The sequence below is a fragment of the Bradyrhizobium sp. PMVTL-01 genome (genome assembly GCF_051861855.1).
Taxonomy (GTDB): Bacteria; Pseudomonadota; Alphaproteobacteria; order Rhizobiales; family Xanthobacteraceae; genus Bradyrhizobium.
Genome location: NZ_CP193982.1, coordinates 5,857,402 through 5,882,311, shown reverse-complemented (window position 1 = coordinate 5,882,311; position 24,910 = coordinate 5,857,402). Strand labels below are relative to the sequence as shown.

Sequence of the window (24,910 nt, the reverse complement as noted above, 5' to 3'; positions counted from 1 at the left end):
ATAAAATCGATCTCGTTGAGATCGCATCCCGCGCATCTGATGATCTCGCTCGCTGACTTAAACCCAAGCGAGGTCCGATATGGCGAAGATGCGAGCTGTCGATGCGGCCGTGCGTATCCTGGAGAAAGAGGGCATCTCGACCGCCTTCGGTGTTCCCGGCGCCGCGATCAATCCGCTGTACTCGGCGCTGAAGAAGCGCGGGTCGATCCGCCACATCCTGGCGCGCCATGTCGAGGGCGCATCGCACATGGCGGAGGGCTACACAAGGGCGAAGGCCGGCAATATCGGCGTCTGCATTGGCACCTCGGGGCCGGCCGGCACCGACATGATCACCGGGCTTTATTCGGCGATCGCCGATTCCATTCCGATCCTCTGCATCACCGGTCAGGCGCCGCGGGCGCGGCTCTACAAGGAGGATTTCCAGGCCGTCGACATCGAATCGATCGCCAAGCCCGTGACCAAATGGTCGGTGACGGTGCGCGAGCCGGCGCTGGTGCCGCGCGTGTTCAGCCAGGCATTTCACATCATGCGCTCGGGAAGGCCGGGACCGGTGCTGATCGACATGCCGCTCGACGTGCAACTCGCCGAGATCGAGTTCGACGACGAGACCTATGAGCCGCTGCAGGTCTACAAGCCCGCGGCGACCCGCAAGCAGGTCGAGAAGGCGCTGGAGATGCTCAATGCCGCCGAGCGGCCGCTGATCGTCGCCGGCGGCGGCATCATCAACGCCGATGCCTCGGACCTTTTGGTCGAGTTCGCCGAGATCGCCAACGTTCCTGTCGTGCCGACGCTGATGGGATGGGGCGCGATCCCCGACGATCACGTGCTGATGGCCGGCATGGTCGGCCTTCAGACCAGCCATCGCTACGGCAATGCGACGCTGCTCGAATCCGATTTCGTGCTCGGCATCGGCAATCGCTGGGCCAATCGCCATACCGGCTCGGTCGAGACCTACATCAAGGGCCGCAAATTCGTTCACGTCGATATCGAGCCGACCCAGATCGGGCGCGTGTTCAACCCCGATCTCGGCATCGTCTCGGACGCGAAGGCGGCGCTCGAGCTCTTCGTCACCGTCGCCAGGGAATGGCGGCGGTCAGGCAGGCTTCGCGAGCGCCAGGCCTGGCCCGCTGCCTGCCGCGATCGCAAGAAGACCATGCTGCGCAAGAGCCATTTCGACGACGTTCCGATCAAGCCGCAGCGCGTCTATGAGGAGATGAACAAGGCGTTCGGCCGCGACACCACCTATGTCACGGTGATCGGCCTGTCGCAGATCGCCGGCGCGCAATTCCTCGGCGTCTACAAGCCGCGCAACTGGATCAACGCGGGGCAGGCGGGCCCGCTCGGCTGGACGCTGCCCGCCGCGCTCGGCGTGCGCGCGGCGTGCCCTGAGCGGGAGATCGTGGCGCTGTCGGGCGACTACGACTTCCAGTTCCTGATCGAGGAGCTCGCGGTCGGCGCGCAGTTCAAACTGCCCTACATCCACGTCGTCGTGAACAATTCCTATCTCGGCCTGATCCGCCAGGCCCAGCGCGGCTTCGACATGGACTATCATGTCCAGCTCTCCTTCGAGAACATCAACGCGCCCGAGATCGGCGTCTACGGCGTCGACCATGTCACGGTGGCCGAAGGCCTCGGCTGCAAGGCGGTCCGCGTCACCGACCCCAAGGACACGCAGGCCGCATTCGCCACCGCGCGCGAATTGATGGCGAAGCACCGCGTGCCTGTCGTTGTCGAGTTCATCCTCGAACGCGTCACCAACATCGCGATGGGCACGGAGATCGACAACGTCGTCGAGTTCGAGGAGGTGCTGGATCTGCCGCTCGAAGAAGTCGAAACCACGCGCGTGCTGCAGCCGGCGGAATAGGGGAGAGCATCATGCCGAAATTCGCCGCCAACCTCACCATGCTCTTCAACGAGATGCCGTTTCTCGACCGCTTCGCCGCGGCGAAGGCGGCAGGCTTTGCCGGGGTCGAGTATCTCTTTCCCTATGATTTCGACAAGGCGCAGCTGCGCGAGCAGCTGGAGGCCCATGGCCTCACGCAGGTGCTGCACAATCTGCCGGCCGGAAACTGGGCCGGAGGCGAGCGCGGCATCGCGATCCTGCCCGACCGAACCGCCGAATTCCGTGACGGCGTCTTCCGTGCCATCGACTATGCCAAGGCGCTCGATTGCGACCAGCTCAACTGCCTCGTCGGCATCGCGCCGGATGGCGCCGATCCGCGCGCGCTTCAGGAGACGCTGGTCGGCAACCTGCGCTTCGCCGCGTCGACGCTGGCGCGGGAGAACATCAAGCTGCTGGTCGAGCCGATCAACACGCTCGACATTCCCAGCTTCTATCTCAACGGCACCGAGCAGGCAGTGCAGCTGATCTCCGAGGTGCGCTCGAACAATCTGTTCGTTCAGTACGACGTCTATCACATGCAGATCATGGAGGGCGATCTCGCCCGCACCGTGCAGGCATACCTGCCCGAGATCGCCCACATCCAGCTCGCCGACAATCCCGGCCGCCACGAGCCCGGCACCGGCGAGATCAACTATCCGTTCCTGTTTCGCCATCTCGACGCGATCGGCTATCGCGGCTGGATCGGTTGCGAATACAAGCCGCGCACGACGACGCTGGAAGGCCTCTCCTGGCACGCGGCACAGACATTCGAGACGTGAGAGCGCAGCCACGGTGCCGGTGCGCTCCCTCTCCCGCTTGCGGGAGAGGGCTGGGGAGAGGGTGTCTCCGCGGTGGGGCTTTCCGAGATGCGCCGAGAAATTCCCCGGTCGGATAGAACCCTCACCCGGCGCTGCGTGCCGATCTCTCCCGCAAGCGGGAGACGTGCAGCGAGTACGCGGATAGATTCCGCTTATGCAACTGAGAGAGAGCTAAACCATGATCGACATCGGCTTCATCGGACTTGGCACCATGGGACGGCCGATGGCCGGCCACCTCCTGGCCGCAGGCCATCGGGTGTTCCTGCATGACGTCGCGCCTGTTGCGGCTGAGCTGATCTCTTCGGGCGGCCTCGCCTGCAAGTCGGCGAAGGAGGTCGCGGAGGAGGCAGACGCCGTCATCATCATGGTGCCGGATACGCCGCATGTGGAAGCAGTGCTGTTCGGCAAGGACGGCGTCGCGAGCGGCATCTCCAAGGGCAAGATCGTCGTCGACATGAGCTCGATCTCGCCGCTGGCCACGAAGGAGTTTGCGAAGAAGATCGAGGCGCTGGGTGCGGACTATCTCGATGCGCCGGTGTCCGGCGGGGAGGTCGGGGCGAAAGCCGCCAGCCTCACCATCATGGTCGGCGGTCCCGAGCGGGCCTTCGGCACCATGAAGCCGATCTTCGACAAGATGGGCAAGAACGTCACCCATGTCGGCGCCAATGGCGACGGCCAGACCACGAAGGTCGCCAACCAGATCATCGTTGCCCTGACCATCGAGGCTGTGAGCGAAGCGCTGCTGTTTGCATCGAAAGCCGGTGCGAATCCCGCGCTGGTGCGCAAGGCGCTGATGGGCGGCTTTGCCTCGTCGCGAATCCTCGAGGTGCATGGCGAGCGCATGGTGAAGCGCAATTTCGATCCGGGCTTCCGCATCGAGCTGCACCAGAAGGATCTCAACCTCGCGCTCGAAGGCGCGCGTGCGCTCGGCCTGTCGTTGCCGAGCACGGCGGTGGCGCAGCAATTGTTCTCGTCCTGCACCGCGCATGGCTGCAAGGGCTGGGATCACTCGGCCCTGGTGCGGGCGCTGGAACTGATGGCGGGCCACGAGATCGCCGCAGCCTGAACTGTTACGCGGTAACACTCTCCGGATGTGTGATGCATCTTTGGTCGCAGGGGAACCGGAACAATGCCGGGTGTCCGCGGGTTGAAGCTGCACAACAATCACTGGAGACATCAGGACATGAAAACCCGTCTTGCGATTACGTTGGCCGCCGCGTCGCTGCTGGCGTCGAGTGCGGCCTTTGCCCAGTCGACCACCGAACAGGGCGCCAGGGACGGCGCGCGCGCGGGTGGCGACATCGGCGGCCCGATCGGCGCGATGGTCGGCGGCACCGTCGGTGCGGCCGTCGGCGCGGGCCTCGAAATTCCGAATGCGGTGCTCGGAGGAATCCCGCGCGATGACTCCGTCGTGGTCCACGAGCGCGTCGTGGTCGGTGAGCCGCTGCCTCCGACCGTGGTGCTTCGGCCGGTGCCGAACTACACCGAATATCGCTATGCGGTCGTGAACGATCGCCGCGTGATCGTCGAGCCGCGTACGCGCCGGGTCGTCAAGATCATCGACTGATCGGCGCAGTAAAGGCTTCGAAGAGCCGGGCCCTGCGGAGCATCGCTCCGCGGGGCCTCAGCCTGTCAGGGCCGAGTTTTCCCGAAATCGGGTCATGACCCAGTCGGCGACGGCGGCGAGCGCAAACCCGATGCAGGCGGTGCCGGCATCGACCAGAAAATCCTCCAGTCGCGCATGGCGCCCCGGGGCCCAGAATTGCATCAGCTCGAGCAGGCCGATCAGGACCACCGATGCGGCCGCGACTGCCAGGCGCCGCTGCCGATAGGCGAGGCCGAAGGCCAGCCCGACGAGAATGAAGGCCAGCGCATGCTCGCCGTCCTGGCCGAGGTCGGAATGGGGCCGCAGGCCCGGGGGCCCGAGTGTTGCGAGGGTCACGGCGGCAGCAAGCAGCCAGGCAAAGGCGCGAACAAAAATGGACATCCGCGCCGCTTAGCACGGAATAGTCGGGGACTGGCGCGGGATTCGGATCAGATCGCCGTGTAGTTAATGACGGAATGTTAAAGCGGCTCGCGGACGCCGAGGCCGTGCATGAAGCGTTCCCGGATCTGCACGGGATCGCGCCTTGGGGTGCCGACGCCCGGCTTGTCGTCGATGCGAACCGCGATCAGACTCGGCTCTGAGGCCGACATCGCCTCCTCGACCAGGCGCTCGAAATCCTCCTCGTCCGCGGCCCAGCCGCTGTTGGCGAGCCCTGAGCCGGTCGCGATCGCGACGATGTCGGCGACGCCGGCTGCCGGCGTCGGCTGCGCGCCGGTGATCTGGTAGATGCCGTTGTCCATCACGATCATGATCAGGTTCTTCGGCTTCAACATCGCGATCGTCGAGAGCGCGCCGAGCTGCATCAGGAGCGAGCCGTCGCCTTCGAGCGCAAACACGCGGCGCTCGGGCTGCGCCAGCGCTACGCCGAGCGCGATCGGGAAGGCGAGGCCCATGCTGCCCAGCATGTAGAAGTTCTGGGAGCGGTGGCCGGCGGCCCAGAGGTCGAAATTGGTGTTGCCGATGCCGCCGATCACGGCTTCCTCGTGCTTGAGCTTCGCGATCAGGCGCGAGGTGACGTCGAAGCGGTTCATCACCTTGGTGTTGCGATTATCCATGGCCCGCCTCACTTGTCGAAAACCTTGCCGCCCGTGAGCAGCGGGTTGAGGATCAGCGCCACCGGCGCCTGCGTGGTTACGGCCTGCTTTATCGAGCGGTCGGCGATGAATTCGAGCTCGTCGAGCCGGGTGATGGTGTGGTGCTCCAGCGCGAGCGAATCCAGCACCGGGCGCATGGTACGGCAGACAAGCGACTGGCCGTAGTTGAATTCGCCGAGCGTGCCGCGCTCGGAGACGAACATGATCAGCGGGATCTGGTAGGGCACAGCGAGCGAGGCCAGCACGTTGGCGAGCGTGGCAAAGCCCGAGGTCTGCATCAGCACCGCGCCGCGCCGTCCGCCCATCCAGGCGCCGGAGACGATGCCGACGGCCTCTTCCTCGCGGGCGGTGGCGAAGGTGGTGAAGAAGGGATCGGCGTGCAAGCTCTTGATCAGCGGCGTCAGCACGCGGTCGGGCACGTAAGGGATCAGGCTGATCTCGTTCCGCTTCAGGGCTTGCAGGACGATGCCATGCCAGCTTCTGTCGCCGGTCCCCTGTGCCTGTTGTTCCGCAATCGCCATTGCGTTCTCCCTGCGGCCGCGCATGCTTATTGGTTCTGGTCGTCGCGGCAGTCTGCCGAACTTGACGCAGGCGGCCGGATTGTCAACATGTCCGGGCCGGCACCGTGATCTGCGCCGGACGGGCTGCCGTGGCCGGCACCGCCATGGCATAAGCGGCTATAACCAGAAAGCGGAGGGGCACGGACGCGCGCGCATCGCGCTGACCTTGCGGATCTCCCACGAGAGAGTCGGAAGGGTCCTGATGTCCGCCAACAGCAAGCGCGTCTTCTACGTCAAATACCTGGCCAATCCGATCTATGTCGACATCCTGAAGGCGCGGCCCGACGTCCGGCTCGACCGGATCGAGAATGAAAGCCCCGAGGACTTTTACGCACCGATCCTGAGTGCGGCCCATGTCTACCAGATCGGCGCCGCCCGCGATGAGCTCGCCCCGCATTTCCATGTCGATGCCGCCTTCCTGAAGCGCACGCCAAACCTCCTGCTCGTGTCCAGCAACGGCGCGGGCTTCGACCCCGTCGATGTCGAGGCCTGCACGGCCGCGGGCGTCGTCGTCGTCAACCAGTCCGGCGGCAATGCCCATTCCGTCGCCGAGCACGCGCTGGCGATGATGCTGACGCTGTCCAAGCGGATCATCCAGTCCGATCGCCGCCTGCGCCGCGAGCGGGACGTCAACCGCAACGAGCTCGTCGGCAACGAGGTCCAGCGCAAGACCGTCGGCATCATCGGCCTCGGCAATGTCGGCCGTCGCATCGCCGCCCTGTGCAAGGGCCTGCTCGGCATGAAGGTGCTGGCCTATGATCCCTATCTCACCGCCGAGGTGATGGCCGAACGGGGCGGCGAGAAGGTCGAGCTCGACGAGCTCTTGCGCCGCGCCGATTTCGTCTCGATCTCCTGTCCGCTCGACAAGAAGAGCCGCAACATGATCAGCACGCGCGAATTCGCGCTGATGCAGCCGCACGCGTACTTCATCACGACGGCGCGCGGCTTCATCCACGATGAGGACGCGCTGCTGCAGGCGCTGCGCGACAAGCGCATCGCCGGCGCCGGCCTCGACGTCTGGTCCAAGGAGCCTCCGCCGCCGGAGCATCCGCTGCTCCAGTTCGACAACGTGCTGGCGAGCCCGCACACCGCCGGCGTCACCATCGAGGCGCGTCAGAACATGGGCCGCATCGCCGCCGAGCAGGTGCTGGAGACGCTCGACGGCAAGCGCCCGCCGCGTATCATCAATCCCGAGGTCTGGCCGGTCTATGCCGAGCGCTTCAACCGGGCGTTTGGCGTGATGCCGGGGTAGGGCGCGCGAAGTCCGTGCCGATCGTTGGTTACGCGGACGAAAACAGAAAGCGGCGGATTTTACTGATGGGGTGAATGAACGCGTATGATTTGTCCCGTACATCAGCGTTCATGAGCATACTTTCGATTGCGACATCCGGACTTTCTGCGGCGAGCCTGCGCGTGAGCGTGGCCGCGAGCAACATTGCCAACATCAGTGCGACGGGCCCGCTGCCAGCATCCGGCGGATCGAGCACATCGGCCGGTGCGGGCATCGCTCCGACGTTTCCCTATGTGCCGCTGCGGGTCGATCAGGTCTCTCAATCGAGCGGCTCGACGCCGGGCGGTACGGCTGCGACCGTGTCGACGGTGTCGCCGAGCTATACCGCGCAATCGGACCCAGGCTCTCCCTTCGCAAACCAGGACGGCCTGGTCGCGGCGCCGAACGTCGATCTCGCCAGCGAATTCGTTCAGCTGGCGACCGCAAAGTACAGCTTCATTGCCAACGCGAAGGTCATTCAAGCCGACGCCGAGACCGAAGACCACTCCTCGATATCAAAGCGTGATGGCTGATGCCGGCCTCTCTTGCCGGCATCCGGTCCGTCCGCCTCCACCGGCATAACGCCGGGGTAGGGCCGTCCTACCCCAGCTTTGCGCCGAACTGCTCGAACACGGCCTCGCAGGTCATGGGGTCGAGATGGCCGCCGCCGGCGTTCTTGAAGAACGTGATGTCGGCCAGTGACGTTCGCCCCTGCACCCGGCCGCCGTCGCGGTCATAGAGATCGCGAAGAACATCGGCCTCACTGATCGCGCCGCTCGCGATCGGCTGCGGGATGTCGCCGACGCGAGGAAAGGCAGATTCCCGCCGGTCCACGAAGACGCTCGACATCTTTGCGGCCTCGTCATCAGCCTAGCGCGTTTGCGGCGTGCAGCCACCGAAATCCCAATGGGCGACCGGCACTTGCCCATAAACCCGGGCGGCGGTTCCGCAACGAGTCTTCGGCCGGGACTCGCCAGGCCTTGATCCGCGTCAAAATCTTCTTCCCCCGTCCGTCCTAAATGGGATTAGAGTGCCGCCGGGGCAGCAGGGAGGTCCCATGTCAACTTTTGTGGTCAAGTTCATGAAGGACGTGCTCGGCCAGTACGGCCGCGAGATCGAGGTGTGCCAGGGCACGCTCGAGATCGATGCCGCCGACGAGGACGAGGCCAGGGAACGGGCGAAGGCAAAGTTCTGCAAGGACCAGGCGTTGCATCATTGGTCGCTGCATGCCGATCGCATCCACGTCAGACCGGCTGATTTTCCCTCGTAGGGCTAACGCCCGGGCGCCGCGACCGGCGGGGGCGCCGTCGTCCCCGCGCCGAGCAAGCGTTGCACCATGACGGTGTCGGACTAGCGGCCGTGGCGAGAGGCGACGCGGCTGAGCAGGCCTGCGCGCGCGAAGCCGAACTTCTCGTGCAGCGCCAGCGACGGGGCATTGTCGGCGTCGGCTCAATCGAGCAGCTTGTCCAGCGTAATCGGGAAGCGCCGGATGCGCTTGCCGGTGGCGTGATAGACCGCGTTCGCAATCGCTGCAGGCACGCCGACGATGCCGATTTCGCCAAGACCCTTGACACCTAGCCTGTTGATCCGGTCGTCGGCCTCATCGACGAAAATGACGTCGATGTCGTGAACGTCCGCATTCACGGGAATGTGGTACTCGGCAATGTTCGCGTTCATGATCCGGCCGAAGCGGTGATCCATCAACGTTTCCTCGTGCAGCGCCATCCCGATCCCCCAGACCACGCCGCCCACGACCTGGCTGCGGCCAGTCTTGGGGTTCAGGATGCGTCCGGCCGCGACCGCGCTCACCACCCGCGTGACGCGAATGACGCCGAGTTGCTCGTCTACTTTCACTTCGACGAAGACGGCCGAATGGGTGTTGCGCGCGTACGACTTGTCTTCCGCGAACTGGTTGAGCTTCTCCTTTTCGATCCGCTCGAGCTTGCTGTGGCGCATGATATCGGCAATCGAGACGGCGCGGCTCCTATCGCCCGCCTTGGCGACGGTTCCGTCAACGAGAATGATGTCTGGCGCATCGACGCCGCCGAGCGGCGAGGCGGGCATCGCCTTGACGTGACGGACGAGCTCCTGGCGAATCTCCTCGGCTGCTCCTAACACGGCGTGCGCGCTCGAGGCGGCCATCCACGAGCCGCCTTCCACCGGCGCCTGCGGCAGGCTCGAGTCGGCGAGCCGGACGCTGATGTTCTCGATCGGCAGCCCGAGGGCATCGGCCGCGACCTGCGCCACGATGGTGTACGTGCCGGTGCCGATATCGGACGCGGCGCAGGAGACCTCGGCATGGCCGTTGGCTGTGAGCACGATGCGGACGGCGACCGGCATCTGAAGCGCCTCCCACACCCCGGTCGCCATGCCCCAGCCGACCAGTTCCGTGCCGTCGCGCATGGAGCGCGGCCCGGGGTCGCGTCGGCTCCAGCCGAAGGCTTCTGCGCCCCTGGCATAGCATGCGCGTAATTGCTTGCTGGTGTATGGCAGGTCTTCGCTCTGGTCGCGATCCGAGTAACACCTCAGCCGCAACTCGATCGGGTCGAGCTTGAGCGCGACGGCCAGCTCGTCCATGGCGCATTCGAGCGCGCAGACGCCCGATGCTGCACCCGGCGCGCGCATGTCGCAGGGAGTGGCGACGTCGAGGTGGACGAGCATGTGGGAGAGGCGGCTGTTGGGGCTCTTGTAGAGCTGTTCCCCCCAGCCGGCATCGTTGCGGGCGAAATTCTCAAACCGCGAGGTGACGGCTATGGCTTCGTGCATGACGGCTTCGAGCGTGCCGTCGCGGTTTGCGCCGAGCGCAACGTGCTCGATCGTCATCGGCCGGTAGCCCAAGCCGTACATCTGGTGCCGCGTCAGCACGACACGGACAGATCGTTTCAGTGCAAGCGCGCCAAGCGTTGCCAGCACGACCTGGTGCTGCGGCCGCAGGCCCGAGCCGAAGGCGCCGCCGACATAGGGCGAGATCACGCGGATTTCGTCCGGCTTCCTGTCGAAAACGCTGCAGAGAAACTTCTGAACGTTCTGGACGCCTTGAGTCTTGTCATAGACGGTAAGCTTGCCGTTGCCGTCCCAGACGGCCGTTGTCGCATATAGCTCCATCGGGTTGTGATGCTCGCTCGGAATGACATAGTCGGCCTCGTGATGGACGGCCGCTCGCGTCAGCGCCGCCGAGGCGTCACCGCGCGGCTTGTGCGGCTGATCGACCTTGGCAGCCCTGGTGCGTTCGGACTCGAGATCGGTCGCAAACGCCTCCTCCTCGTATTCAACTCGAATGCGGGTTGCGGCGAACTTGGCGGTTTCCCAGTCCTCGGCTACGACCAGCGCGATCGGCTGGCCGTCGAACTTGACGCTGTTGTCATAGAGCGGTCGGAACGGCGAGCCCTGCTCCGGAGCCACCTCGTCCTTCCAGGCTTCGTCCTGCTCGGCGAGGGGCGGGCGATGCGCGTGGGTGAGCACGTCGACCACGCCCTTCACCTTCAGGGCCTTGCTGGTGTCGAGGCGGGCGATGCGCCCGCGCGGAATGGTGGCCGCGACGACGAAGCCATGGAGGAGGCGGTCTGCCGCGAATTCGCCGGCGTATTTGGCGGCTCCGGTGACCTTGGCCCGGCCGTCGACGCGCGACGTTGGCGTTCCGACATAGGCGTTCATCGGCCCCTCATGCGATCTTCTTGTGAGCTTGCGATTGCGGTGTGGCGTTTGCGGCCTGAATCAGCGTACGCACGACGGCTCGCCGCGCGAGCTCGATCTTGAAGCCGTTCTGCGAACGAGCGGTTGCTCCCTGCAGCAACAGGTCGGCGGCGCGACCAAAATGATCCGGCGTTGCCGCCTGGCCGCGCAACGCCGCCTCCGCATCGAGGTTCCGCCAAGGCTTGTGGGCCACGCCGCCCAGCGCCAGGCGCGCTTCTCCGATCGCACTGCCCTCGAGTTCGAGCGCGGCCGCGACCGAGACCAATGCAAAGGCGTAGGACAGCCGGTCCCGGACCTTCAAATAGCTGTAGTTCCGGGCGAAACCGTGCGGCGGCAGCTCGATTGCGGTGATGATCTCGCCGCTGCCGAGATTTGTATCGACATGAGGTTTGTCGTCCGGCAGTCGATGGAAATCGGTCAGCGCGATGGTACGCTGACCGGTAATGCCTGCGGTGTGTACCAGCGCGCCCAGTGCGGCCAGCGCTACGCTCATGTCGGATGGGTTCGTCGCGATGCAGGAACTGCTGGTGCCGAGGATGGCATGGTTACGGTTGAGGCCATCGACGGCCGAGCAGCCGGTGCCTGGGCTTCGCTTGTTGCAGGGCGTTGCAGTGTCATAGAAGTACGCGCAGCGCGTTCGTTGCATCAGGTTGCCGCCGACCGAAGCCATGTTGCGCAGTTGTGCGGAGGCGCCGGCCAGGATTGCGCTGGCCAGCAGGGGATAGCGCTGCTCGATCAGCGGATGGTAGGCGAGGTCTGAATTTGGTACCAAGGCGCCGATGCGCAGGCCCCCGTCCGCGGTCTCCTCGATGTCGCGGAGCGGCAAGCGGGAGATGTCGACCAGTCGGGAGGGTCGTTCGACATTCTCCTTCATCAAGTCGATCAGATTGGTGCCGCCGGCAATCAGCTTCGCGCTCGGATCTGCAGCGAGCAGGCGAATGGCATCGGTGACGTCGCTCGCGCGGGAATACTGGAAGTTGTTCATGACCGACCCATTGCCTGCTCGATCGCAGCCACGATGTTGGGATAGGCACCGCAGCGGCAAAGATTCCCGCTCATCAGTTCCCGAATCTCGTCGGCGTCGCGGGCGCGGCCCTCGGCCAGAAGACCGGCCGCCGAGCAGATCTGTCCCGGCGTGCAATAGCCGCACTGGAATGCGTCGTGATCGACAAAGGCCTGCTGCAGGGGATGCAGCGCGCCGTTCTTGGCCAGGCCTTCGATCGTCGTGATCTCGGCGCCGTCCTTCATGATCGCGAGCGTTAGGCAGGAATTGACGCGCCGCCCATCGACCAGCACGGTGCAGGCGCCGCATTGACCGTGATCGCAGCCTTTCTTGGTGCCGGTCAACTCCAAGCGGTCACGCAGGGCATCCAGCAGCGTGGTCCACGGCGCGATCTCGAGTGTGCGCCTCGCGCCGTTGACGACAAGATTGATCGGAATGCGTTCGGGGATCTGATCCGTGGTGTCCGCCATGTTCTGTTCCCTGCGGATGGGCCGAGCGGGGCAAGGATACTGACGCGAAGATGCGTTGCCGCGCTGGCCGATAGCGCCCAACGGATGATGCGATGCTTGGTTCCTGGCCGGTTCTCCCGGTCGCCCGGACGAGATCAGTGCTTCCCTTCGCCGAACACCACCGTCGGCACGGCGCGATTGACGACCTCGCGCAATGCAAAACTCGATTGCACCCGCGCGACGCGCGGCAGGCGCGACAGTTCGGTGCGGTGAATGCGCTCGAAATCCTGGATGTCGCGGGCGAGCACGATCAGGATGTAGTCGTCGGTGCCCGACATCAGGAAGCAGCGCACGACGGAGGGGCATTTTCCCACCTCCGCCTCGAACGCCTTCAGCGCCTCGTCGCTCTGGCTCTCCAGCGCGATGCGGACCAGCACCGTCGTCGTGAGGCCGAACCGCGTCAGGTCGAGCGCGGCCTGGTAGGCCTGGATGTAGCCATCGTCCTCCAGCGCCTTCTGCCGCCGCGCCAGCGCCGTGCTCGACAGCCCGACCTTGTTGGCGAGCTCGGTGTGGCTGGCCCGCGCGTTTGTCGTGAGTTCCGCGAGGATGGCGAGGTCTTTCCGGTCCAGGGCCAAAGTTTCGTTTCCGGCGTAAAAGGATGTTTACGCGCCGGAAACCGGCGCGCGGATCGCCAAACTAGCGGATATTTGCATGAAACCAAACCGGCCCTCTCGCTACGATCAACAGCGGAATCAGTTGGCGAAGGAGCGGAAGATGCACGTCGGTGTTCCCAGGGAGATCAAGGTGCAGGAATATCGCGTCGGGCTCACGCCGGGCGCGGTTCGCGAGTATGTCGCCGCCGGGCATCAGGTGACGGTCGAGACCGGCGCCGGAAGCGGCATCGGCGCGTCCGACGAGGTCTATCGGCGGGCAGGGGCTGCGATCGCCGACAGCGCCCGCGATATCTTCGCCAAATCCGACATGATCGTGAAGGTGAAGGAGCCGCAACGAAGCGAATGGGCCCAGCTCCGCGACGGCCAGATTCTTTTTACTTACCTCCATCTTGCGCCGGATCCCGAACAGGCCAAGGGCCTGCTCGCGTCCGGCTGCACGGCGATCGCCTATGAAACCGTCACCGACGCGGCCGGCAACCTCCCCCTGCTCGCGCCGATGAGCGAAGTCGCCGGCCGCCTCGCCATCGAGGCTGCCGGCGCCGCGCTCAGGCGGTCGGCCGGCGGCCGTGGTCTGCTGCTTGGCGGCGTTCCCGGTGTGCAGCCGGCGCGCGTCGTCGTTCTGGGCGGCGGCGTGGTCGGAACGCAGGCCGCGCGCATGGCCGCGGGCCTTGGCGCCGAAGTCACCGTGATCGATCGCTCCATACCCCGGCTTCGGCAGCTCGATGATCTCTTCATGGGACGCGTCCGAACGCGCTTTTCGACGATCGAGTCGGTCGAGGAGGAGGTGTTCGCCGCCGACGTCGTGATCGGCGCGGTGCTGGTGCCGGGCGCCAGTGCGCCAAAGCTCGTCACGCGCGCGATGCTCAATTCGATGCGGCCGGGCGCGGTGCTGGTCGACGTCGCGATCGACCAGGGCGGCTGCTTCGAGACCTCGCACCCGACCACGCATACCGATCCGACCTACGAGGTCGACGGCGTCGTGCATTATTGCGTCGCCAATATGCCGGGCGCGGTGCCGGTGACCTCGAGCCAGGCGCTGAACAACGCAACCCTGCCGTTCGGGCTGATGCTCGCGAGCAAGGGCTTTGCCGCGGTGCTGGAAAATCCCCATTTGCGCAACGGGCTCAACGTGCATCGCGGGCGGATCACGAACAAGGCGGTGGCGGAAAGCCTCGGGCTGGAGTTTGCGCCGGTGGAGAGCGGGCTGGCGGCCTGAGTAGCCGCAACCTCCGTCATTGCGAGCGCAGCGAAGCAATCCAGTGTCTTTCCGAGGAGGGATTCTGGATTGCTTCGCTGCGCTCGCACTGACGATGTGCGGCGAGCGCGACCCAAACTTCGGCCAGAGTCAGTGCTACGTCACCCCTTTGTCAGCCTGTATTGGCGCAGATCCGGATCATGCGTCATACGCCAGTAATCCACGAACCGCCAAGGCATGGCCGAGAACACGCGGCCGCTCGAATTGCGGTAGTAGGTCGTCATGCCCGGATGGGTCCAGATCATGGCCTCGTGCTCGGCGTCGACCTTGCGGACGTAGTCGTCGAGCACGTCCTTCCGGACGTCGATCGCGGCCACGTTCTGCTCGATCATGCTGGTAAGACAGGCCGAGATGTAGCGGCTCTGGCATTCCGACTGGAAGATGACGCTGCCGCCGTGGGCGGGACCGGAGTTCGGCCCGAGCATGCAGAAGAAGTTCGGGAAATCAGGCACGGTGAGGCCGAGGAAAGCGGTCGGATTGTCGTTGCCCCAGGCCTCGCGCAAATTCTTGCCATCGCGGCCGGTGATATTGAGGCGCGCCGCCATCTCCGTCACCTTGAAGCCGGTGGCGACCACGATGATGTCGGCGGGGCGGTGCTTGCCGTCGTTCGTGACGATGCCGCCTTCGTCGAAACGGTCGATCGGATCAGTGACGAGCTCGACGTTCGGCCGCGTCAATGTCTTGAACCAGTTGTTGTCCAGCAGGATGCGCTTGCCGTAGGGCGGATAGGTCGGCACGCATTTCTCAATCAGGTCCGGCCGGTCCTTCAGCTCGGTGAGGATGAAGTCGGTCAGCTCCTGCCGGTGCCGGTCATTGCCCTTGTTGACGGCGCGCTCGGGGTGCGGCCAGGCCGGGTCCTTGCGCAGGAACGGCAGCAGGCCGTCGCCGTAGCGCCAGAACATGTTGAAGCGGTACCATTGCACATAGAACGGCAGGTGCGCGAGCAGCCAGCGCGCGCCCTCCGTAATCGGATCGGAATAGCCCTTCACCGGCCGGGCCCATTGCGCGCTGCGCTGATAGACCCTGACCGAGGCGACGCGGCCGGCGATCGACGGCACCAACTGCATCGAGGTCGCGCCTGTCCCGATCACGGCGACATGCTTGCCGTCGATGTCGATATCGCCGGACCAGAGCGCCGAATGCAGGATCGTTCCCTTGAAATTCTCCTCTCCTGTGAAGTGGGCGCGGGAGGGATCGTTGAGCTGGCCGATGGCCGAGACCAGCGCGGTGGATTCGAAAATTTCTTCGCCGTCCCTGGTCTTCAGCGTGGAAATCCAGCGCTTCTTGCCCTCATCCCAGCGCGACGAGGTCAGCTCGGTGTTGACGCGCAGATGTTGCCGGATGCCGTATTCGTCCGCGACCTTCTGGAGATAACCGAGCAGCTCCTCGCGCTGGCAGAAATAGCGCGTCCACGCATTGCGCGAGCCGAACGAGTAGGAATAGGAGTGGTTCGGCGTATCGACGCCGCAGCCGGGATAGCGGTTGATCCACCAGGTGCCGCCGAGCTCGGCGTTCTTCTCGACGATGGTGTAGGGGATGCCGAGATGGCCGAGCGCCACGCCAAGCGCGATGGCGCAGACGCCGGCGCCGACGATGAGCACATGCTGCCTGGCGAGCTTGTCGCCGGAAGGGCGCGTCGTCCAGCGCACCTCGCGCGGCACAAAGCCCATCTCCTCACGCATCAGGGGCGCATATTCCGGCGCGACGTTCTCGCCGAGGCAGGCGCGCATCATCCTCAGCAGCAGGCCGTCGCCGGGGTCGGTGATGACGGGTTTTGGCGTGCCGCCGGCGAACAGCTTGAGCACGGCGGCGCGGATCTCGTCCTGGATCTCCCGGCGCACGCCGGCATCGGGATCGGGAATGAGGCGGATGTCACGCTTGGGCAGGTACGGCGGCGCGAGCCATTTCTCGTCGCCGGTCATGTGCACCAGCACCATCAGCAGGCAGCGGATGTCGCCCTCGGCAATCGCGGAAGTGAGGTCGAGCGGCTTGTGCGGAGATGCGATGTTCATGGCGTGTCCTGATCTCCAGAGGCAATGAAGAGGCCGCGCGTCATCAGCTTGCGATAGGCGGAGATGACGTGATCGGGGACGGCGGTGACGCCGCCTTCCGAGTAAGAATAACGCCGGCTGAGATAGCCGCGCGCGCCCATCAGCATGTGAACGATCGCCTCGAATTCTTCATCGCTGTAATCCTCGATCGCCCCGGCAAGGCGGGCGCGGCGCAGGATGCGGACATAGGCGACCGAGATGTTGTCGAGATGCTTCTGGTAGCCGTGAGGTGCAAAGAACTCGGCCTCGTTGAGGATGCGCAAAAATTCCGGGACCTCGCGGATGAAGTCGAAGAAGGCGGAGAAGCGTTCGATCTCCTGCCGCGCCGCATGCGCATTGCCGGTGCGGGCGCGGATGAACGCGACCATGTCGAGGCCGATCTTGGGCAGCAGCTGGTCGAGGAGCTCCTGCCGGTTCTCGAAATGATTGTAGAAGGTGCCCTGCGCGACGCCGGCCTGTTCGGTGATGCGGGCGACGGAGGCTTCGGCATAGCCATATTTGCCGACGATTTTCGTCGCAGCGTCGAAGATCTTCTGCTTGGTCCAGGCGTTGCGCTCGATGCGGTTGAGCTTTGTCACCTTGGCATTCGCTTGCGTCATTCCGACGTCTCCAACTCGGCGCGCAGCACGCGCTTGAGGATCTTTCCACTCGGGTTGCGCGGCAGGCTGTCGCGGATGATCAGCTGTTTCGGCACCTTGAAGCTCGCCAGCCGCGCCCGGCAGTGTTCGGTGAGGGCGGGGAGCTCGAGGCTGGCGCCTTCGGTCAGCACGACGATGGCCACGGGACATTCGCCCCAGCGCGCATCGCGGAGGCCGATCACGGCGACCTCGCGCACCTCGGGCAGATCGTAGATGACGCGCTCGACCTCGGAGGAGGCGATGTTCTCGCCGCCGGAGATGATCATGTCCTTCTTGCGGTCGGTCAGGTACAGAAAGCCGTCGTCGTCGAGATAGCCGACGTCGCCGCTGCGGAACCAGTCGCCGAAGAAGGCGGACGTGGTCTTTTCCGGATCCTTCCAATAGCCGCGCGTGATCTTGGGACCACGCAGGCAGATCTCGCCATTGACGTTCGGCGGCAGCGCCTTGCCGTCCTCGTCGCGGATTTCGATCTCGACATGGGCGATGGCGCGGCCCGTCGAGCCGATCTTCTCGATCTCGCGGCCGGCCTCCATGAAAGTGTCGCCGCCGACGGTTTCGGTGAGGCCATAGGCGTCGATGTAGCGCGCGTTGCGGAAGAGCTCCGAGAAAGCGCGGATGCGAACCTCCGGCGTCTTCTCGCCGCCGCCGATCGCCCATCTCAGGCTGGAGACGTCGTAGCGATCGCGGGTCGGGCAGGTGAGCATCGCCGTGGTCATCACCGGCGCAAACCAGGCGGCGTTGAGTCTGTCCTCCGCGATTGCGGCAAGCGCGGTCTCGGGCTCGAAATTGCGCTCGATGCGGATGAAGCCGCCATGCCAGAGCACGGCGATGCCGGGCAGGTCGAGTGCGCCGACATGATAGAGCGGGCCGACGACGAGAAGTCGCGTCTCGGCACGGAGGCCGAGCGCGATGGTCTGGGCGGCCGACTTCCAGTAGAAATTATCGTAAGACAGCATCACGCCCTTGGGGCGGTCGGTCGTGCCCGACGTGTACATCAGCCGCATCAGGTCGGATGGCTGACGGACATGCATGGAGGCGGGTGGCGCATCGCCCACCAGATGCGTGACGCTCTGCTGCGCGGCCTCATTGAGCACGACGATCGTCGCGCCCGCGGCGTTCGCCGCCAATTCCTCATCGACGATCAACAGCCGCGTGCCGGCATTGCCGGCGATGTAACCGACCTCGTCGCGCGAAAGACGAAAATTGATCGGCAGGAACACCGCGCCGAGATGGCTGGTGGCGAAGACGATCTCCAGGAACGCCGCACTGTTCTTCATCAGTACAGCCACGACATCGCCGGCGCCGATGCCCTGTGCGGCGAGCCAGCCGGCGACCTTGCGGACGCGTGCATCAAGGGCCGCGTAGGAAATCTCCTCGCAGCGATATTTCAGCGCAGACCGCGCCGGTGTGCGCCGGGCATGGAAGGCGATGAAGCTCGACAGGTTGATCATTCTGGCTGGTTTCGAGCCGATTGCCGGCCTCGTTTCCTCTTCTATGAATTCTGACTCATAATTCATGTTTGGCTTGACGTCACCCCCTCCCTCTGAAATCCTTGGGAATACGGAGACGAAACGATCTCCGGCAAGGGACCAGGAAAACGCCGACCCGAAAGAGGGAGGGGAAAATGACGAGAACCCGCACGCCGGGCATCAGCCGTCGTTCAACGCTGGCGCTGATGGGCGCCGGTGCGATGACATTTGCCGCGCCCTGGGTGGCCCGCGCCCAGGCCAAGACCATCAAGATCGGCATGCCGACGATCCTGTCGGGGCGCGTCGCGCAGCTCGGCACGTCCTCGCGCAATGCGGTGATGCTCGAGGTCGAGAAGGTCAACGCCGGCGGCGGTCTCGCCGGCCGGCAGATCGAGATGGTGATCCGCGATTCCAAGGGCCAGCCGCAGGAAGCGGCCCGCGTCGCGCGCGAGCTCGTCAACACCGATGGCTGCGAATTGCTGATCGACGCCGAAGCCTCCTCCGGCGCCTTCGCGGTGCATGAGGTCGCGCGCGACCTCGGCGTGTTCTGCATCCACACCAATTCGGAAACCTCGTCCCTGACTGCGGATCCCAAGCAGCACATCCCCAATGCCTTCCGCACCGCGCGACAAGGCGTGCACGATTCCATCGTCGGCGGCAGCTATGCCGCGGCGATCGCCAAGGCGAAGGGCCTGAGGAAGTGGGCGACCTGCTCGCCGGATTATGCCTACGGCCGCGACACCACGGCGGAGTTCACGCTGTACCTGAAGCGCTTCGCGCCCGAGGTCGAGATCATCAGCGAGTCCTGGCCCAAGCTGTTTCAGCCCGACTATACCGAGGTGGTCACCAAGATCCTGCAGGCCAAGCCGCAGGCGCTGTATTCCTGCCTGTGGGGCGGCGATCTCACCTCCTACATCGACCAGGCCAACATCTACGCGATGTTCGGCCAGATGGAGGTGTTCGCGGTCAACATGGCCGACTACACCGCGCTCACCGTGGTGAAGAACCTGCCCAAGGGCATCCACTCCGGCAACCGCTACATCAAGACGTTCCCGGCCACGCCGGAGAATGCCGCCTGGGGCGATGCCTACAAGGCCAAGTACAACGAATATCCGACCAACTGGTCGTGGGAGAACGCCACCGCCATCATGCTGATGGCGGAAGCTGCGAAGAAGGCGAATTCTGCCGACGGCAAGAAGATCGCGGAGGCGATGAAGAGCCTCACCATCAAATGCCCGTTCGGCGCCGACGGCACCGTGACCATGCGCGGCGACGACCACACGCTGGTCGGTTACGCCATCGGCTGGGGCACCACGATCCCGCAGGAACCCTACGTGCCCGAGGTCAAGGCCGGTGACTGGAAGACCATCTTCGAGCTCGAGGCCGAGTGGAAGAAGAGCAAGGGCTACACCTGATCTGAAGCGCGGCGGAGGCGGGCGACCGTCTCAGCCTGTTGTTTTCCGCGCCACATCGGGCGCGCAGCAATGAAAGTGCTCCCGTGGATCTCGATGCGCTTGCCGGCTGCCTCTCCAGCTCCGCCTGCCTGGTGACGCAAACCACCAGCGGCCTCATCATCGGCATGCTGCTGTTCCTGGTCGCGGTGGGGCTGACGCTGATCTTCGGCGTGCTCAAGGTGGTCAATTTCAGCCACGGCGCCTTCTACATGTTCGGCGCCTATTTCGCGATGACGGCCTACCAGCTCACCGGCAGTTTTGCGCTGGCGATGCTGGCCGGTGCGGCCGGCACGGCGATCCTCGGCCTGATCTTCGAGCGCGTCTTCATGAGCCGCGTCTACGGTGCCGACGTCCTGATGCAGCTGCTCGTCTGCTACGCTTTCGTGCTGATCTTCGACGATGTCGTGCGCATCATCTGGGGGCCGGAGTTCAAGGCGATGGGCATGCCGTCCGCGTTCCAGGTGATGCCGCTGTTCATCGCCGGCGGCGTGGTGCCGCCTTATTACCTGCTGCTGATCGGCGTCGCGCTCCTCGCGGCCATCGTGCTCGGCATCGGGCTTTCGCGCAGCCGCATCGGCAAGGTGATCCGCGCCGCCGCGCATAATCCCGGCATGGTCTCGGCGCTCGGCATCAACACCGGCCTGATCTATGGCGGCGTGTTCGCGCTCGGCGGCATGCTGGCAGGCCTCGCCGGTGCGCTGGCCGCGCCGGTGCGCTCGCTGACGCCAGGCATGGGATTTTCCGTGCTGATCGAGTCCTTCATCGTCACCGTGATCGGCGGCATGGGGTCCATCCTGGGCGCGCTGATCGGTGCGCTGCTGCTCGGCCTCATCCGCTCGTTCGGCTCGCTCGGCTTTCCCTTGTTCACGGAAGGCCTGATGTACCTCTTCATGGTGATCGTGCTGGTCTCCAAACCCACCGGCCTGTTCGGCAAGGAGGCGGCATGACCGAGCTCGAGGCCGGACGCGCCCAAACGCTGGTGCCGGCGCGCAGCGGCGCGGCGCTGCGACGCTATCGCGACGTGCTGATCGCGCTCATCGCCTTCGCTGTGCTGGCGAGCCTGCCGCTGTTCACGGGCAGCAAGGCGCTGCTCGATTTCGTCATCCGCTGTTCGGCCTACGGCCTGTTTGCGACCTCGCTTAATCTGCTGGTCGGCTACACCGGCCTGACCTCGTTCGGCCACGGCATGTTCTTCGGCCTTGGCGCCTACAGCTTCGGCCTGATCATGCAGAAGCTCGGCGTGCCGATTCCCGTGGCCTTCGTCGCGACGCTGGCGATCACGGCGGCCGTCGCGGCCATCATCGGCGCAATCTGCGTGCGGCTGAAGGAAATCTATTTCGCCTTCGTCACGCTCGCCTTCCAGATGCTGATCCACTCGACCATCCTGTCCTGGGCCTCCTTCACCGGCGGCGACCAGGGCCTGCGCGGCGGCATTCCCAGGCCCGCGTTCCTCGGCATCGATCTCTCCAACCACGTCCATCTCTATGTCGCGAGCTGTGCGCTGCTCATCCTCGGCCTGCTGGCGATGCGCCAGATCGCGCAATCGCCGTTCGGCTACACGTTGCGCATGATCCGTGACAATGCCGCGCGCGCGAGCTTCCTCGGCATCGAGGTCTGGCGCGCCAAACTCACCGTCTTCGTGCTGGCGGCGCTGTTCGCCTCGATGGGCGGCATGGTGATGGCGCTGTTCGTGTCCGGCGCCTATCCGGAGTTCGCTTATTGGACCATCTCGGGCGAGGGCATCTTCATCAACATGCTCGGCGGCGTCTCGACCTTCCTCGGCCCGATGGTCGGCACCGTGCTGCTGCTGCTGCTCAACGACACCGTGACGCGGTTCACCGAGTACCACGGCATCGTGCTCGGCATCGTCATCCTGTTCTTCGCGCTGGGCTTGCGCAAAGGCCTTTTGGATTTCGTCGCCGAATGGTACGCGCACCGACGCGAGCGGGGCGAGGGGCGCTAGCGATGCTCGAGATCCGCAACCTCGCAAAATCCTTCGGCGGCGTGAAGGCGACCAACGACGTCACGCTCGACTTCGCCGACGGCTCGCTCACGGCGGTGATCGGCCCGAACGGCGCGGGCAAGAGCACGTTCTTCAACCTGATCACCGGCGCCTTGAGGCCGGATTCCGGCCAGGTGCTGCTCGATGGCGTCGATCTCGCCGGCCGCTCGCCGCCGGAGATCGTGCGTCATGGCATCGGACGCGCCTTCCAGGTCGCCAGCATCTTCAGATCGCTGACGGTGCAGGAGACCATGCTGGCCGCGGTCAGCGCGGACCAGCGCACCTCCGCGGTGCTGCACAAGCGCTTTCCGCTGCCGGAGACGCGGGACCGCGCCGAGCATGTGATGGAGCTGCTGGGATTGGCGAGCAAGCGCCATCGCACCGCGGCGACCCTCTCGCATGGCGATCAGAAGCTGCTCGACATTGCGCTGGCGCTGGTGCTGGAACCGAAGGTGCTGCTGCTGGACGAGCCGACCGCCGGCATGGGTCCGGAGGAACGCTGGCGCATGATCGACAAGGTGCGCGAGCTCTGGGAAAGCCAGAAGATCACCGTCGTCTTCATCGAGCACGACATGGACATCGTGTTCAAGATCGCGCCCAAGATCGTCGTGCTCTGCTACGGCCGCATCCTCGCGACCGGCACGCCGGACGAGATCCGCAACAACTCCGCGGTCATCGAGGCCTATCTCGGCACCGAGCATGCGGGAGCCGCCGCATGAGCACGCCCGTGATCGAAGTCGCCGATCTCGACGTCTACTACGGCACGAGCCAGATCCTGTTCGGCGTCGGCCTCTCGGTGCGGCAGGGCGAGACCATGGCGCTGCTCGGCCGCAATGGCGCCGGCAAGTCGACGACCATGAAGGCGATCATGGGCCTCGCGCCGCCGCGACGCGGCACGGTCAGCCTGCGGGGCGCGGTGATCTCGGGCCAGAAGCCGCATACGATCGCGCGCGCCGGTCTCGGCTTCGTGCCGGAGGATCGCCAGATCTTTCCGGAGCACACGGTGGAGGACAATCTCGTCATTGGCCGCAAGAAGGGGCCGGAGGGCCAGGACGAATGGCCGATCAAGCGCATCTATGAGGTCTTCCCGCTGCTGGAGCCGCTGCGCCATCGTATCGCCGGACGCCTGTCGGGCGGCGAGCAGCAGATGCTGGCGATCGCGCGCACGCTGATGGGCAATCCGGCGCTTCTGCTGCTGGACGAGCCGAGCGAGGGACTGGCGCCGATCATCGTGCAGCGGATCGGTGAGCTGTTGCGGCAGCTCCGCCAGCTCGGGTCGACCGTGCTGATCGCCGAGCAGAACATGCATTTCTGCCTGGGCCTCGCCAGCCACGCCACCGTCATCGACAAGGGCCAGATCGTCTATGTGGCAGCGATCGACGAGCTGAAGGCCAATGACGCGATCCGGCGGCGTTATCTGGCGCTGTAGCCACGGGGCACCGATGTCCAAATAGGCCGGAAGAAGAAAACTGTTGCCCAGGAGCGGCGCGGAGGAAGGAGTTTCCCCTCCGGAGGCAAAAAACGCCAATCGCTTCCATTGCTGTTTCGGGCCGAAACGACGACATTTCTGCGAGAAATTGATGGATTGGCAGCTATGGAACGCACCGCATTTGAGCCCTTCGGCGAGCAGCTGGTGTCCGCAACGGACGCCCAGCCGAAATCGCGCGCCTCGAAGCTCCTGCTGCGGGCTGGGACCACGCTGTTCTGGTCGCTGGTTGCCGGCATTGTGCTGGCGCGTGCGGCTTTCTTCGAGCCTGGCATCTATGACGGCTTCAGCCGGGTTGCCTCGTTGGCGAAAAGCCTGATCTTCTGACTCGCTTCCGGGCCGAGGAGAGAACTTCTCTCGGCACTGATATGTCGAAAACATATTTCCCAATCCGCCATCGCTGCGTATAAATCCTTCTCCTCCGGGAGAAATTTGTGTCGCAGAATCAAGCCTCCAATCCGGCCGAGTCCAAGCCGGCCACCGCCGTCGGCCGCATCGCGGCGCTGATTCCGGGCATCCTTCTCTGCATTCTCGTTGCCGGCGTTTCGGCCCTGCTTGAGCGGGCGGAACTGGGCGTGTTCGAGCACCCCTATGTCGAGGCGCTGGTGATGGCGATCCTGCTCGGCATGGCGCTGCGCAGCTTCTGGAAGCCGGCCGCGCGATGGCAGGCCGGCATCGCCTTCAGCGCCAAGCAGCTGCTCGAGGTCGCGGTCATGCTGTTGGGCGCCTCCATCAGCTTTGCTGCCATCGCGGCGTCCGGCATCGCGCTGCTCGCATCAATCGCCGCGGTCGTCGTCACAGCGCTCAGCGTTTCCTTCGGCCTCAGCCGGCTGCTCGGCCTGTCGACGCGGCTGTCGATCCTGATCGCGTGCGGCAACTCGATCTGCGGCAATTCGGCGATTGCGGCGGTGGCGCCGATCATCGGCGCCAATAACGACGAGATCGCATCCTCGATCTCCTTCACCGCGATCCTCGGCGTGATGATGGTGCTCGGCCTGCCGCTGCTGATCCCGCTGCTGCAGCTGTCCGCCACGCAATACGGAATTCTCGCGGGCCTCACCGTCTACGCGGTGCCACAGGTGCTTGCGGCGACGGTGCCGGCCGGCCTCGTCTCGACGCAGATCGGCACGCTAGTGAAGCTGATGCGCGTCTTGATGCTGGGGCCGGTCGTCGTCGGCCTCTCGCTGGTCGCCTCGCGCTGGCAGAGCGAAGCCAAGAAGACCAGCGTCGGCTTCTTCCGCCTGGTCCCCTGGTTCATCCTCGGTTTCCTTGCGCTGGCGACGCTGCGCTCGCTCGAGATCGTGCCGGCCACGGTGGTAGGGCCGGTGACGAGGATCACGAGTTTCCTCACGGTGGTGTCGATGGCCGCGCTGGGTCTCGGCGTCGACGTCCGCGTGCTCGCCAATGTCGGCGGCCGCGTGACGGCAGCCGTGACACTGTCGCTGATGCTGCTGCTGGGGATCAGCATCGCGCTGGTGCACTGGTTCAAGTAGGGGCGCTCTCTGG

26 protein-coding genes and 1 pseudogene are annotated in these 24,910 nt (G+C 65.0%); 15 read left to right on the top strand and 12 right to left on the bottom strand.

Features of this window, described 5'->3' with window-relative positions; genetic code table 11:
* Positions 1-79 precede the first annotated feature (79 nt).
* From gcl to ACRQ5Q_RS28615, 4 genes are all read left to right on the top strand, one after another.
* On the top strand, positions 80-1,864 hold the full coding sequence (gene gcl, locus ACRQ5Q_RS28630; protein WP_439393268.1) for a glyoxylate carboligase: 1,785 nt from the start codon (positions 80-82) through the stop codon (positions 1,862-1,864).
* 11 nt (positions 1,865-1,875) lie between these two features.
* Complete coding sequence (gene hyi, locus ACRQ5Q_RS28625) at positions 1,876-2,661, top strand: hydroxypyruvate isomerase (protein WP_439374368.1); 786 nt, start codon at positions 1,876-1,878, stop codon at positions 2,659-2,661.
* A 217-nt stretch (positions 2,662-2,878) separates the two neighbouring features.
* Positions 2,879-3,766, top strand: a complete 888-nt coding sequence (locus tag ACRQ5Q_RS28620) for a 2-hydroxy-3-oxopropionate reductase (RefSeq protein ID WP_439374369.1) — start codon at positions 2,879-2,881, stop codon at positions 3,764-3,766.
* Between the two features lie 117 nt (positions 3,767-3,883).
* Positions 3,884-4,267 (top strand): DUF1236 domain-containing protein, encoded by a 384-nt coding sequence (locus ACRQ5Q_RS28615; RefSeq protein WP_220009682.1) that lies wholly within the window; start codon positions 3,884-3,886, stop codon positions 4,265-4,267.
* 57 nt (positions 4,268-4,324) lie between these two features.
* On the opposite strand, the gene ACRQ5Q_RS28610 is transcribed toward ACRQ5Q_RS28615, so the two are convergent.
* From ACRQ5Q_RS28610 to ACRQ5Q_RS28600, 3 genes are all read right to left on the bottom strand, one after another.
* Complete coding sequence (locus ACRQ5Q_RS28610; RefSeq protein WP_439393267.1) at positions 4,325-4,687, bottom strand: VanZ family protein; 363 nt, start codon at positions 4,685-4,687, stop codon at positions 4,325-4,327.
* 77 nt (positions 4,688-4,764) lie between these two features.
* The gene (locus tag ACRQ5Q_RS28605) at positions 4,765-5,361 is read right to left on the bottom strand and encodes a thiamine pyrophosphate-dependent enzyme (protein ID WP_439374371.1); all 597 of its coding nucleotides are present in this window, start codon (positions 5,359-5,361) and stop codon (positions 4,765-4,767) included.
* 8 nt (positions 5,362-5,369) lie between these two features.
* Positions 5,370-5,921, bottom strand: a complete 552-nt coding sequence (locus ACRQ5Q_RS28600) for a thiamine pyrophosphate-binding protein (protein ID WP_439374372.1) — start codon at positions 5,919-5,921, stop codon at positions 5,370-5,372.
* Positions 5,922-6,162: 241 nt separating this feature from the next.
* Here ACRQ5Q_RS28600 and ACRQ5Q_RS28595 point away from each other — a divergent pair, with 241 nt between their 5' ends.
* Positions 6,163-7,212, top strand: coding sequence for a hydroxyacid dehydrogenase (locus ACRQ5Q_RS28595; protein ID WP_439374373.1), 1,050 nt, complete (start codon positions 6,163-6,165; stop codon positions 7,210-7,212).
* 110 nt (positions 7,213-7,322) lie between these two features.
* Positions 7,323-7,763, top strand: coding sequence for a flagellar basal body rod protein FlgC (locus tag ACRQ5Q_RS28590; RefSeq protein WP_439393265.1), 441 nt, complete (start codon positions 7,323-7,325; stop codon positions 7,761-7,763).
* A gap of 67 nt (positions 7,764-7,830) precedes the next feature.
* Here the strand turns inward: ACRQ5Q_RS28590 and ACRQ5Q_RS28585 are convergent, their stop codons facing one another.
* Positions 7,831-8,079: a hypothetical protein gene (locus ACRQ5Q_RS28585; RefSeq protein WP_439393263.1), complete on the bottom strand. Its 249-nt coding sequence runs from the start codon at positions 8,077-8,079 to the stop codon at positions 7,831-7,833.
* Positions 8,080-8,287: 208 nt separating this feature from the next.
* On the opposite strand from ACRQ5Q_RS28585, the gene ACRQ5Q_RS28580 reads away from it, so the two are divergent.
* Complete coding sequence (locus ACRQ5Q_RS28580; protein WP_270169416.1) at positions 8,288-8,500, top strand: hypothetical protein; 213 nt, start codon at positions 8,288-8,290, stop codon at positions 8,498-8,500.
* Between the two features lie 2 nt (positions 8,501-8,502).
* Here the strand turns inward: ACRQ5Q_RS28580 and ACRQ5Q_RS28575 are convergent.
* The 5 genes and pseudogenes from ACRQ5Q_RS28575 to ACRQ5Q_RS28555 form a co-directional block, all read right to left on the bottom strand.
* Positions 8,503-8,676: pseudogene (locus ACRQ5Q_RS28575) on the bottom strand (GNAT family N-acetyltransferase); the annotation flags it as partial.
* A gap of 3 nt (positions 8,677-8,679) precedes the next feature.
* Positions 8,680-10,884 (bottom strand): xanthine dehydrogenase family protein molybdopterin-binding subunit, encoded by a 2,205-nt coding sequence (locus ACRQ5Q_RS28570; protein ID WP_439393261.1) that lies wholly within the window; start codon positions 10,882-10,884, stop codon positions 8,680-8,682.
* Positions 10,885-10,891: 7 nt separating this feature from the next.
* Positions 10,892-11,908, bottom strand: a complete 1,017-nt coding sequence (locus tag ACRQ5Q_RS28565; RefSeq protein ID WP_439393259.1) for an FAD binding domain-containing protein — start codon at positions 11,906-11,908, stop codon at positions 10,892-10,894.
* On the bottom strand, positions 11,905-12,396 hold the full coding sequence (locus tag ACRQ5Q_RS28560) for a (2Fe-2S)-binding protein (RefSeq protein WP_439374377.1): 492 nt from the start codon (positions 12,394-12,396) through the stop codon (positions 11,905-11,907). The genes ACRQ5Q_RS28565 and ACRQ5Q_RS28560 overlap by 4 nt, the downstream gene beginning before the upstream one ends.
* A gap of 134 nt (positions 12,397-12,530) precedes the next feature.
* Positions 12,531-13,010: an Lrp/AsnC family transcriptional regulator gene (locus ACRQ5Q_RS28555; RefSeq protein WP_439374378.1), complete on the bottom strand. Its 480-nt coding sequence runs from the start codon at positions 13,008-13,010 to the stop codon at positions 12,531-12,533.
* Positions 13,011-13,149: 139 nt separating this feature from the next.
* Here ACRQ5Q_RS28555 and ald point away from each other — a divergent pair, with 139 nt between their 5' ends.
* Positions 13,150-14,265, top strand: coding sequence for an alanine dehydrogenase (gene ald / locus ACRQ5Q_RS28550; protein ID WP_439393258.1), 1,116 nt, complete (start codon positions 13,150-13,152; stop codon positions 14,263-14,265).
* A gap of 140 nt (positions 14,266-14,405) precedes the next feature.
* Here ald and ACRQ5Q_RS28545 read toward each other — a convergent pair whose 3' ends face one another.
* The 3 genes from ACRQ5Q_RS28545 to ACRQ5Q_RS28535 are packed head-to-tail and all read right to left on the bottom strand — an operon-like array spanning position 14,406 to position 18,444.
* Complete coding sequence (locus ACRQ5Q_RS28545) at positions 14,406-16,316, bottom strand: flavin-containing monooxygenase (protein ID WP_439393256.1); 1,911 nt, start codon at positions 16,314-16,316, stop codon at positions 14,406-14,408.
* A complete protein-coding gene (locus ACRQ5Q_RS28540) occupies positions 16,313-16,954 on the bottom strand; it encodes a TetR/AcrR family transcriptional regulator (protein WP_439374381.1) in 642 nt (213 codons plus the stop codon). Before ACRQ5Q_RS28540 ends, ACRQ5Q_RS28545 begins: the two co-directional genes overlap by 4 nt.
* On the bottom strand, positions 16,951-18,444 hold the full coding sequence (locus tag ACRQ5Q_RS28535) for an AMP-binding protein (protein WP_439393254.1): 1,494 nt from the start codon (positions 18,442-18,444) through the stop codon (positions 16,951-16,953). The genes ACRQ5Q_RS28540 and ACRQ5Q_RS28535 overlap by 4 nt, the downstream gene beginning before the upstream one ends.
* A gap of 173 nt (positions 18,445-18,617) precedes the next feature.
* Between ACRQ5Q_RS28535 and ACRQ5Q_RS28530 the strand changes: the two genes are divergently transcribed.
* From ACRQ5Q_RS28530 to ACRQ5Q_RS28500, 7 genes are all read left to right on the top strand, one after another.
* Entirely contained in the window at positions 18,618-19,877 is a 1,260-nt protein-coding gene (locus ACRQ5Q_RS28530; RefSeq protein ID WP_439393252.1) for an ABC transporter substrate-binding protein, read from the top strand.
* 83 nt (positions 19,878-19,960) lie between these two features.
* Positions 19,961-20,863, top strand: a complete 903-nt coding sequence (locus tag ACRQ5Q_RS28525) for a branched-chain amino acid ABC transporter permease (protein ID WP_439374384.1) — start codon at positions 19,961-19,963, stop codon at positions 20,861-20,863.
* Positions 20,860-21,879 carry a branched-chain amino acid ABC transporter permease gene (locus tag ACRQ5Q_RS28520; RefSeq protein WP_439374385.1) on the top strand — a complete coding sequence of 340 codons (1,020 nt, stop codon included), beginning with the start codon at positions 20,860-20,862 and terminating at the stop codon, positions 21,877-21,879. Before ACRQ5Q_RS28525 ends, ACRQ5Q_RS28520 begins: the two co-directional genes overlap by 4 nt.
* Before the next feature lie 2 nt (positions 21,880-21,881).
* A complete protein-coding gene (locus ACRQ5Q_RS28515; RefSeq protein WP_439374386.1) occupies positions 21,882-22,637 on the top strand; it encodes an ABC transporter ATP-binding protein in 756 nt (251 codons plus the stop codon).
* Positions 22,634-23,347 (top strand): ABC transporter ATP-binding protein, encoded by a 714-nt coding sequence (locus ACRQ5Q_RS28510; RefSeq protein WP_439374387.1) that lies wholly within the window; start codon positions 22,634-22,636, stop codon positions 23,345-23,347. The genes ACRQ5Q_RS28515 and ACRQ5Q_RS28510 overlap by 4 nt, the downstream gene beginning before the upstream one ends.
* 165 nt (positions 23,348-23,512) lie before the next feature.
* Positions 23,513-23,731 (top strand): hypothetical protein, encoded by a 219-nt coding sequence (locus tag ACRQ5Q_RS28505; protein ID WP_018647704.1) that lies wholly within the window; start codon positions 23,513-23,515, stop codon positions 23,729-23,731.
* A 107-nt stretch (positions 23,732-23,838) separates the two neighbouring features.
* Positions 23,839-24,897 (top strand): YeiH family protein, encoded by a 1,059-nt coding sequence (locus tag ACRQ5Q_RS28500; RefSeq protein WP_439374388.1) that lies wholly within the window; start codon positions 23,839-23,841, stop codon positions 24,895-24,897.
* Positions 24,898-24,910 lie beyond the last annotated feature (13 nt).